This window comes from Paenibacillus sp. LHD-38 (assembly GCF_031157315.1).
In the GTDB taxonomy this organism is placed as follows: Bacteria; Bacillota; Bacilli; order Paenibacillales; family Paenibacillaceae; genus Pristimantibacillus.
This window is the reverse complement of record NZ_JAVIFU010000046.1, coordinates 45868-56280: the sequence shown is the minus strand read 5'-3', so window position 1 is coordinate 56280 and position 10413 is coordinate 45868. Positions and strand designations below refer to the sequence as shown.

The window sequence follows — 10413 nt, the reverse complement described above, 5'->3', positions numbered from 1 at the left end:
GAACCCTTTCAAGTGTTTAACTACACGGTGGATGCCGAACTGCGGGTCGCACTTGATGAGTAGATGGACGTGATCAGGCATGATTTCCATTTCCACAATCTCAGCTCGAAGTTCTTCTGGTTTAAGCTGGAACAGTTCATTTAATCTTACATCAATAGGAGGTATTAGAACTTTGCGTCTATATTTCGGGCAAAATACAACATGGTACTTACAGTCAAATGTTGCATTGTGATTACTTTCCACTTCTCGCTGTGACATCGATTCATTCCAAGAAAATTATACCATAAAACAGTAGATTGCCATTGGGTGATAAAGGCAGCTTTAGCTGCCCTTCACCCGAAGCACCTTACATCCCCATAGCTAAAGCAAGGGGTCTTTCGGCGCTAAATTACAATCTCGAAAAGCTCGAAAAGGAAACGGCCGGCAAGGACGCAAACCTTAACCTAGCGGCTAACATCGGGGCCAGCACGCAAGAAATCAACCGCAAGAAAAGCGCAGCTACCGCACTTAAAGGCGCAGCCATGATTGTCGGCGGCGGGCTTCTGCTTGCCAGCGCTGCCACGCCTGTCGGCTGGTTATTGCTTGGCGTTGCAGGCACAATCGGCGGTATTACCGCCATCTATAAATTTTATAAGAAACGTACGCGCAAGGAAGAAATCGTTGATCGTTTCCTTGGGGTGGATAAGAAGGTTGCCGAGCTTCAAGCGGCTGATCCGCAGGCCAAACCCGACAAGTCCGTCATTCGCGGCAGCTTGCTCCAGCAAAACGGCTTTAACTCCGTTGGTCAATGCTACAGCCAGATCATTACCGACCTCGCTCATACCGTTTACAAGAAAGGCGTCCTAGAATCCGATCCGCAGTATATTACCTTAATCAAAAATATCGGCCTAACGCCTGATTCTAAGAAGAAAACACCAAAAGTCGATCTGATTGCGAAAAAGCTGCACACTTAGATGCAGCCGGGAGGTATATATGACAAACTTTTCAACAGGCCCAAACCGTCTGCTGCTATTACTGGAGACCGACTATCAAGCCGAAGGCTTTCAAACCGGCTGGGCGGAGCCCACATCCGACGATCCGTTCCGCTCGTTCATTGTCCAGTTTGATGAGATTGGCGAGGAAGCGCGGGACATACAGCTGGAGCTTTGCTTTCTTCCGAATATGGAGGATGCCAAGGCTGCGGGCATTTGTATTTTGCAAACCTTCGTTACGATTGCAGAAGAGGTTTCCTCTGCTTATCACGGAGAGCTTCTCTGCTTAGCGGCAAAGCTGAATACAATTCTGCCTCTTGGCGCATTCGGATTGTTCGAAGACACAGGCGTGGTTTATTTCAAGCACAACTCGCTCCTTCTGTTAGGTAATGAGGACGTATCCAACGTCAAAGCCATCGATACGCAAAACGGGCTTATTCTTCACCTTCACCAGCTTTATATGGAGGCATTTCTCAAGGTTGCAGCAGGCAAGGCCTCTTCCGATGATATACTGGAAACGCTCACTCTGTAGCCGTTTTGACCGTTTGCTGCTAGATTAATATCTTCTCACATACGTTTCCGCCAATCGACAATTTTCTGCTCGGATTGTATAATTCTGTTGTTCCTTCAAAAAATAACGGTGGTGACGATTATTTTATACGCACTCTCTCTAGTGGTTTCCTTTGCAATCGTTTATTTCTTGATACCGCCCTTTGGCAGGCTGGCTTTCCGTCTTGATTTTGTGGACAAGCCTCGCAAGGACGTTGAGCGCAAGCTTCATCGAGAGCCAATTCCACTCACGGCAAGCTATGTGATCTTTATTGGTTTTTTCCTTACGTATTTGCTAGTCACCAGGGATTTCTCCCTGCAGACCGGCGCTATTTTCGCAGGGGGCGTGCTGCTGCTCATCATTGGTACGGTCGATGATTGGTATAAGACAAAGGGCAAGGATTTCCCTTCGCTTCCCAAATTTATTGTGCAAATATCGGCTGCGGTGCTTGTTTATGCCTCCGGCATTTCCTTCACCGGATTTTACAACCCGTTATCAGGCGAATATGTACTGCTTCCTGTCATTTTGCAATTTTCGCTCACTATTTTATGGATATTCGGCGTTACGACAGTCATTAACTTCTCCGATGGCATGGACGGGCTGGCTGGCGGACTTTCTGCAATATCGGCCGTCACGCTTTTTGTTGTTGCCATTGCAAAAGGTCAATCCAACTCCGCCATTATGGCCATTATTTTAGTAGGGGTCACCATTGCCTATTTACGATACAACAAGCCGCCGGCCAAAATATTCATGGGTGACGCCGGAGCTACCTTTCTCGGATTCATCTTGGCGGTTATCGCGCTGGATGGCGCTTTTAAGCAAGCGACCGTCATGTCGTTGTTCATTCCGATTTTGGCGCTGGGCGTTCCAATCTTCGATAATTTGTTCGTCGTGGTGAGACGGATGCTGCAAGGAAAAGCGATCTATCAGGCAGATGCCAGCCAAGCGCATTACCGCCTGCTCCGGGCGGGCTTAAACCATAAGCAGGTCGTTATGTTTCTCTGCTTAATCAGCACCTGTCTATGCTTATCCTCTATTATTTTGCTGCTTGTTCAGATTTAAAGTTAGCCAGTACAGCAAGCTGTATAGCTGACTGTCAAAGGCAGCTCAGAATAAAACTAAACTCTTTAACAGACGGTTTGAAGAGGCTGTCCATAAAGGCATATTGCCTTTGGGACAGCCTCTTCGTTCGTTCACCCTTCATTTTGAGCAATAAAAAGACAGTACCGCAGGCCAGTTCCACTGTCCATAATACGAATCCGCAATGTCGAGCCGTTTGATCCACTCCCCAGCATGGCGTCCGTTCTCATCCGCCAACATCACGTCTGCCTCAGCCCCGTTATATTTCACCCAAGCCAGCATCGAATGCAGCGCAATTGGATTGTAAGCGCCATGCTTCTTAGACGGCTTCGTGATTAGCTTCTGCCTGCCGTTCTCCAGCTCCACCCTGACTAGATAAGGATATGCAGCTTCGGACAAGCCGCTGCCTTCCTTCGATTCGACTGCTCTCGACACGACCATATGCGCCAAACCCTGCCACGCAAAAGCTTGATCGACAAAATCTTTAGGCGTATATTCAGCCGCTTTCTCCGTGGTCACCGCCAGCACCCTCAGCTGTTTATTCCTTGTTGCCTCGCGTCCAACTCCGGCAATATAGGCTAAATGGTCACCGCGGTCTGCCCATTCAAACCACTGCGCGTTATTCACCATCTCGTCCAGTGTCCGAAATACGACGCCGTCCGCTGAAACGACGCACAGCGTATTGCTATCGGCCGATAATGAAGCCGTCGGCGTAGCCAGAAAAGCGATCCAACGGCCGTCAGCAGACCATTTGAACACGCTTGTCCCAACTGCAAAAAAATCATCCGACTGCTTTGGCAGCACGTGAACCGTTATATATTGACTTATGTCTCCCAGTGCTTTAATCGGTATCCGGTAAAGAATGATTGGCGTCCATCCGTCTGGCAGCAGCTCGGACTGCGAGGACGCAAAGAAGCCATCGCCGCTTGGCAGCCATGAGTAATTGCCGATTCCATCAGCTGTTCCAAGCGGTTTATTAGGGCTTCTTGCATCGACATATTGCAGCTGTCCGTTCATTTGATAGGCCAGCTTCTCTTCACTAGGCGACCACTGGAAACGAGATCCGCCCTCCGGATGGACAAGACTGCTCCTAGCCGTACTCAGCTCCAGCACCCAAAGCTCCTTTTCGAATTCTCCCTTCGTATAAGCGAGCCACTTCCCGTCAAACGACCACCTCGGGTTTCGGATAAAAGGCCCGCCGGCCAGCTTCTTCTCTTGGTTATTTCTCTTTATCCAAAGATCTCCGTTTCTCACAAAAGCGGCAATAAGCTCGTTGTCCCCCTTTACGGCCTCAGCGTCTTCCGTACCTCCTGCCATCCAAACCAAAGCAAACAACAACATGGCCAACCCTATTTTCAAAGATTTCACGTGTTCTGCCTCCTCCGAAAAATCACATTAAGGTTACCGTTCCCTCCAGCCGCCGAATCATACTTCTTTTCACTCGCAGCCTTGCGTTTTGTTGTTTCCGGTTGGATACCGGTTTGTAACTGTTCTGTTACGAATTTTTTCGTCTTTCACTCTATAATTGCTATTACAACGATTTATCATCCAGAGGGGCTGAACATCATTTTTTCAATCCGTATCCACACTAACCGCTGCTTGTCTCACGATCTTCGTCTAACCCGCCATGCCGCAAGTCTCCCCATCCCGTGTTGCGAAGGAGGAGTATGCCATGCCTAAACCAATCGGCAACAGCGGCCGATATATGCCCGGGCTCGATGGCCTGCGCGCAATTGCTGTTCTCGCTGTTATCGCCTATCATCTAAACCTCAAAGCCGTGCCGGGCGGTTTGCTTGGCGTGAGCATGTTTTTTGTCCTCTCTGGGTATCTCATTACCGACATCTTGCTTAAACAGCTGGGCCAAAGAAAGTCGATTGATTTAAAAACATTTTTCATCCGCCGAGCTAGACGGCTTCTGCCTGCCATGTTCCTCATGATCGCATTTGTATCCCTATGGCTAATGATCAGCGATGCCGACAGACTCTTTTCCCTAAAAGGAGATATCGGCTCCGCTTTACTCTATATAAGCAACTGGTGGCTCATTTTTCATGAGGTCTCCTATTTCGAGAGCTTCGGCCCCGAATCCCCATTCGGGCATTTATGGTCGCTCGCGGTCGAGGAACAATTTTATCTCGTATGGCCGCTCGTATTGATCGCTGTCATACGCTTCGTTCCAAAACGCGGCATGCTCGCCTTATGGACGCTTGCGGCAGCCGCAATCTCGGCCGGCGCTATGGCGCTGCTCTATCAGCCTGGCATGGATCCAAGCCGCGTTTACTACGGTACGGACACGAGAGCGTTCGCTCTCCTTATCGGTGCGGCGCTTGCCGTCGTCTGGCCGAGCTGGAAGCTTTCCGCATCGGTTTCCGTCCGTGGCCGCCTTCTTTTGGATACCGTGGGAACGGCTGGTTTGATTATTATTTTGTTTATGATCGGCCAAACCGGTGAATACGATGCTTCACTATACCGCGGCGGCATGGTGCTGCTCGCTATAGCAACCGCGGCCGTCGTCGCTGCAACGGCGCATCCCGCAAGTAAACTTGCACAGCTCATCGGCAGTAAATTTCTTGCGTGGATCGGCGTCCGCTCCTACGGCATTTATTTGTATCATTATCCGATTATCGTATTGACTACACCTACTGCAGAGATCGGTGAGCTCCAACCTGTACGCGCTCTTATTCAAGTCGCTCTTACCTTTGTTCTTGCGGAGCTATCCTGGCGGTTTGTGGAGGAACCGATTCGGCATGGCGCGCTGGGCAAGCTATTCGCCTTGCTTAAGAAGCAAGCTCTGCGGATTAGCCTTCCGCAATTTCGTAAATCAACGTCTTATTTCGCAGGCATCGTGCTTATTGTTTCCTGCGTTTCCTGCACTAGCAGCGTCGATTTGCAATCTGCAAACAGCAACGGCAGCGATATCGGCACGGTTAAGCCCGGCCATTCTAATGAGGCAGCTGAACTGCCTAATACGGAAAAACACATGGAAGTCGGCCAAGGAGGAACGGTTACAAAGCCTGATTCGAATGGGCAAGATAAACCGGCTCCAACTCCAACATCAACATCGACGCCGACGCCTGAAGATCCCGCTTCATCCATCGGGAAACCATCGGAAGAACCGGGTTCAGGTGCAGTAGGTGGCAAGAAGCAGCCAGATACCGTCACAGCGGGAGGCAAGCCTGTAACCGATACAACAACGGATACGGAAGCAGCGGGCAGCAGCAGCGGTACGGCAAAGCCTTCGGATGGCAACGAGCCTGACGCTTCCGGCAATGTAAGTAAAATTACGGCAATTGGCGACTCCGTTCTGCTAGATGCAGGTCCCTATCTTGAAAAACGGCTGCCAGGCATCCATATAGACGGCAAGGTTGGCAGACAGTTTTCTCAAGCAGAGGAAATTATTAACGAGCTGAAAAGGAACAGCAAGCTAGGCGACAAGGTCATTATCGAGCTTGGCACAAACGGGGCCTTTACTGCCAAACAGATGAATGCGCTGCTTGATGCAATCGGAGAAGAACGCGAGGTTATAATGGTGAACACGCGCGTACCGCGCAAGTGGCAGGATACCGTAAATAAAATGCTAGCCGAAACGGCCAAAAACAATAAACACGTGACTGTCGTGGATTGGTATTCCGCAAGCAAAGGAAAAGAAGATTTCTTCTCCAAGGACGGCGTACACCTGAAGACGCATGGCGCGGAGTTTTATGCGGATTTGCTGGCTGATGCTATTTGAGAATAAATTTATGAGGTTATTTTTTGCTGGGCGGCTCCCAAATTAAATGATCTCGCACACTATCCCATGTAGCAGGAATTTCTCCTGCTACATGGTTGGTATTAGGCTGAAGTCTACACTTAACAGAAATATCTCCTGTTATATGAATGGTATTGTGCTACGGTCTATACTTAACTGGAATTTCTCCCGTTACATAGTTAGTATAGTGCTGCAGCGTTCACTTAGATGGAATTTCTCCCGTTAAAGTAAGCGTTCTTAAGTGAAAATCGCCAATCGATACGAATTAACATGATGTTTACCCGTTATATTCAATAAATCCGAATAAAACGAACAATTAACGGAAGTTTCTCCTTCTAAATTAAAAGCTGCATAGCAGCATCCTGCTGACGTTAACGGGTTAATAAACCAAGCCTAAACGGCGGTCGTTGTCCTCCATAGTAAAAGCTGTTGTTTTGCAGAGATAGAAATGTACACCTATTAGTGGTAACTTAATAATTCGCATCTAAAAAATGGAGCAGTTGAGCGCGATTCCATTCACATCGCTCTCAACTGCTCCATCTTATTTACCTGCCCGAAGCTCAAACAACCTCGCGGTTCTCACGTCTTGCAAGCTAACCTCCAGCATGCCTTCCGCTTCATGCCAAACCATTTCAGTGCCATGCGATTCGGCAGGATACACGCACCTCATCTCCAGCTGCTGTTCCTTCCACCTTGCAAGGGGCAGCTTAACCGTAGGCGAGCTTCCCTTAATGCGCCACACGGCCAAATAAATCCGGTCCTCATGGCGCAGGCCATAGCTGATCCAGTCATCCTGCTGTGTCGGGAGACCGAGCGGCCAGAACGGCAGCGCTGCAGAAATATCGCCGCGAATGATTTTATAATAATCCAATGCTTCCTTTACCAGCTCTCTGCGCCGCGGGCTAAGCTCCGCCAAATGACCGCTCTGGTGAACCCTCAGCAAAAGGGCGTTGACCATGTTGAAAATAACTTCCTCATCGTCGCCCTCGCGCAGCGGATAGGACCAAATGGCCGATTGCTCTGGAGTTAATACAGCCGGTGAGCTCGCAGCAATCGCCGCGTATTTCACGTAATCCTCTTGGTCGCTTGTCGACTGAATGCTATGCCTGCTCAGCATCGCATAGTCCATGCGCATGCCGCCGCTAGAGCAGTTCTCAATAACCAGGTCCGGATACTTGGCGAACGTTTTGTCGAGCCAGCTTAAATACGCGCGGTTATGTTGAAGCAGTCCATCCCCATAGCTGTCGGCATCACTTTCTGTTCCAATGCCGGCATTGATGTTGTAATCCATCTTGATGTAGCCGACGCCGTAATCCTCGACCAACCGCCGAATGACCTCATCCGCATGGGCAATAACCTTCGGATTGCGATAGTCGAGCTGATAACGGCTGCGGTCCTTGACCCGCTTGCCGTGACGCATGAAAAACCAGCTGTCATCGGTCTCCGCCAGCTTCGGACTATTGATGCCCATTACTTCGAGCTCCAGCCATAAGCCGGGAATTAATCCTTTGCCGCGGATGTAATCCAGCACATACTTGATGCCCTCCGGGAATCGCTCCTCAGAAGGCAGCCACTCACCAACGCCGTCCCACCATTCGCCCGGCGCATACCAGCCCGCGTCGATACAGAAATATTCACAGCCCACATCGGCGGCGGCATCAATAAGCGGAAGCAGCTTCTCGGTGGTAGGAGCACCCCATAGGCAGTTCATATAATCATTGAAAATAACCCGCAGCAGCTGGTTATCCTCATTCGGTCTCCGAATACGTCTGCGATACGTCGTCAGCTGCTCGATGGACTCTTCGAAGCCGCCTTCTACCGAGCCAATGGCAAGCGGCACCGAGACAAATTCCTCGCCTGGCGCCAGCTTCAGCCACCAGTGATTGTCATGCTCTGTCGGACCGCTGATGAGCACGGTCAGCAAATCAGACTGTTCAATGATTTCCCAGTGCCAGGAGCCGTTATGCTCAATTTGCCAGAACAAGCTAGTTCCTGCTTCCTCATTTTGCAGAACAGCCATCGGAATATGCTCTGCCGCTGACCATGAGCCGGTATTGCTGCAGGATACGCGCTTGGAGCCGCGGTCAATCAAATGCGACATGCCCAGCTCCGGCAACTTGTAAGAGCGCCATTGCAGCTCGCTTTGCCAGCCGTTATGCGCCAAGTAGAGCCTCATTTTTTCATCGCGGTCCTGCTGGCCTTCTTTGTCGATTCCGGTCAGCGCAAAGGAGGACACATATTCCACTTCTGCATCCGAGGCTCCCTCATTCTTTAGCACCGTCCAGCTGCGAACCGTTTGTAAGCCGTCATAGAACTGAAAATGCTGAACGGCCTTTAATCCCGTAACCTCATCCCGCAATGCAAGCTCCAGCTTGCGTCCCCCTTCATTGCGAGAATCCTCATGCGAATCATATATCATTCTCAGTCCGGGATAAGAAGCACGATGCGTACGCCCGTGATACTCCGCTCGGTCCTCGCCTGTTAATTGCAGCTCCAGCAGCCGAAAGCCCGGCTTTTGCTTCTCTTCAATAATATCCTTAGCCAAAGGCTGTGCTCCAAAATGGAGAAAAAACACATCGCCGCTTTCGGTAATCTCAAACTGCAGGTGCAGTCCGTTTTCTACGATTTCAATAAGTTTACTCATCGCGCATCCCCATCCTTAACCGCCATTTTTTCTGCCCTAAAAACAGCTTAACTCAGCACTGTAAAAGTGCTGAGTTAAGAAATTGCCTATTGATAGCCTTACTCTGCAGAACCGAATTGAACCCAAGCTTTCTGAATTTCGTCAATGGCTTGGTCTTTCGTTTTGCTGCCGCCGATGTAAGCTTGCATCAACTCACCAAACTTTTGGTGGAACGTATCTAGAGAGTAGTTAACCGACAAATCGCCGGATTTTTCTGTTTTCATAATCTCTTCCATTTGCTTCGGCATATCCAGCTCAGGAAGCGGAGCATCCTTAATTGGAGGAATAACCTTCGCTACGCTGGAGAACCAGTTTTTACCGTAGTCGGAAGTGTACAGCCAGTTGAAGAATTCAATCGTTTCTTTTGCAACTTTAGAATCTTTGTTAATGCGAAGCGCTTGGTCCGCACCAGTTACGAGCAGTGTTTGCTCTGCTTTCTCGCTTACAGGGTAACCAACGATGCCAAGCTCAAAGTCTGGCGTAATTTTTTTGATCGCTTCTTCATCCCATGCGCCTTTGCCTGTCATGAATGCTGCTTTGCCCGAAGCGAAGTCACTTACTTCAGCATTGCTGTCACGCTCAAGCGGTTTGTTCGTGCCATGTTTTACAGTCGTATCGATGAAGCTGAAGAAGTTGTCTTTCAATACAGGATGATCATTGAACGTTGTGTCGCCGGCAATAAATTTGCCAACCAATTCTTTCGGCGTGATGCCTGCATCTTCAGCAGCCGCATTCACGAAGTTTTGGAAAATATGTTTCCATACCCACCACTCTTTATAAGCGTTGGCAAACGGCGTGATGCCTTTTGCTTCAAGCTTCGCGATCGCATCCTCCATTTGGGAGGTTGTTTTCGGCACTTCAGTAATGCCTGCTTCCGCAAGCAGTTTTTTGTTGTAAACCATGTTCATCAGATTGCCTTTGACCGGGAAGCCAAGCACCTTGCCGTCTTTGGAGCTCATGTTGATTTTGACAGAATCGGTCATTGCAGCCGCAAGCGGCTCGTTAGTCAAATCCGCGCTGTATTCAGCAAAAGTGTCGATATCTCCGCCCGCAGTCGTTTGGAATACGTCCGGCGTGCTTCCTGCAGCGATTTTCGATTTTAGAACCGTATTATAGTCGGCTTGCATAATTTCTAGATTGATTGTAACGTTTGGTTTTACTTTTTTGTATTCTGCGATGTATGCATTGAAAGCATCTGTGTATTCTGGAGAGGCAGTAAACATATTGATTGTGACTGGCTTATCCGTGGCTTCCGTATTATCACCGGTATTTGTACCCTCGTTGTTGCCTGTCGTATTGTTCTTGTCGCTGCCGCAAGCAGCCAGTATTCCGATAATCAGCACTAGGCTGACGGACAGTGCCAGAAATCTTTTAAACATTGTAA

The 10413-nt window shown here is 49.3% G+C and carries 8 protein-coding genes; 4 read left to right on the top strand and 4 right to left on the bottom strand.

Translation table 11 applies throughout. The features are described from left to right. The coding region (gene tnpA / locus RCO25_RS27640; RefSeq protein WP_308999298.1) for an IS200/IS605 family transposase at positions 1-258 on the bottom strand (258 nt) is incomplete at its 3' end. Between the two features lie 44 nt (positions 259-302). Here tnpA and RCO25_RS27635 point away from each other — a divergent pair. From RCO25_RS27635 to RCO25_RS27625, 3 genes are all read left to right on the top strand, one after another. After that, positions 303-953 (top strand): hypothetical protein, encoded by a 651-nt coding sequence (locus RCO25_RS27635; protein WP_308999297.1) that lies wholly within the window; start codon positions 303-305, stop codon positions 951-953. Positions 954-972: 19 nt separating this feature from the next. Continuing rightward, positions 973-1503 carry a type III secretion system chaperone family protein gene (locus RCO25_RS27630; RefSeq protein ID WP_308999296.1) on the top strand — a complete coding sequence of 177 codons (531 nt, stop codon included), beginning with the start codon at positions 973-975 and terminating at the stop codon, positions 1501-1503. A 111-nt stretch (positions 1504-1614) separates the two neighbouring features. Beyond that, positions 1615-2583, top strand: coding sequence for an MraY family glycosyltransferase (locus RCO25_RS27625; protein WP_308999303.1), 969 nt, complete (start codon positions 1615-1617; stop codon positions 2581-2583). A 138-nt stretch (positions 2584-2721) separates the two neighbouring features. Here the strand turns inward: RCO25_RS27625 and RCO25_RS27620 are convergent, their stop codons facing one another. Continuing rightward, entirely contained in the window at positions 2722-3969 is a 1248-nt protein-coding gene (locus tag RCO25_RS27620; RefSeq protein WP_308999295.1) for a TolB-like translocation protein, read from the bottom strand. A 304-nt stretch (positions 3970-4273) separates the two neighbouring features. Between RCO25_RS27620 and RCO25_RS27615 the strand changes: the two genes are divergently transcribed. Continuing rightward, positions 4274-6328, top strand: a complete 2055-nt coding sequence (locus tag RCO25_RS27615) for an acyltransferase family protein (RefSeq protein ID WP_308999294.1) — start codon at positions 4274-4276, stop codon at positions 6326-6328. A gap of 559 nt (positions 6329-6887) precedes the next feature. On the opposite strand, the gene RCO25_RS27610 is transcribed toward RCO25_RS27615, so the two are convergent. Beyond that, positions 6888-8990 (bottom strand): glycoside hydrolase family 36 protein, encoded by a 2103-nt coding sequence (locus RCO25_RS27610; RefSeq protein WP_308999293.1) that lies wholly within the window; start codon positions 8988-8990, stop codon positions 6888-6890. Between the two features lie 98 nt (positions 8991-9088). Beyond that, positions 9089-10408 carry an ABC transporter substrate-binding protein gene (locus RCO25_RS27605; RefSeq protein WP_308999292.1) on the bottom strand — a complete coding sequence of 440 codons (1320 nt, stop codon included), beginning with the start codon at positions 10406-10408 and terminating at the stop codon, positions 9089-9091. Between the last annotated feature and the right edge of the window lie 5 nt (positions 10409-10413).

What these genes read in the sequence shown, in the direction of transcription:
- RCO25_RS27630 (WP_308999296.1), top strand. Translation starts at nt 973, where the DNA reads ATGACAAACTTTTCAACAGGCCCAAACCGTCTGCTGCTATTACTGGAG.
- RCO25_RS27605 (WP_308999292.1), bottom strand. Translation starts at nt 10,408, where the DNA reads ATGTTTAAAAGATTTCTGGCACTGTCCGTCAGCCTAGTGCTGATTATC.
- RCO25_RS27610 (WP_308999293.1), bottom strand. Translation starts at nt 8,990, where the DNA reads ATGAGTAAACTTATTGAAATCGTAGAAAACGGACTGCACCTGCAGTTT.
- RCO25_RS27615 (WP_308999294.1), top strand. Translation starts at nt 4,274, where the DNA reads ATGCCTAAACCAATCGGCAACAGCGGCCGATATATGCCCGGGCTCGAT.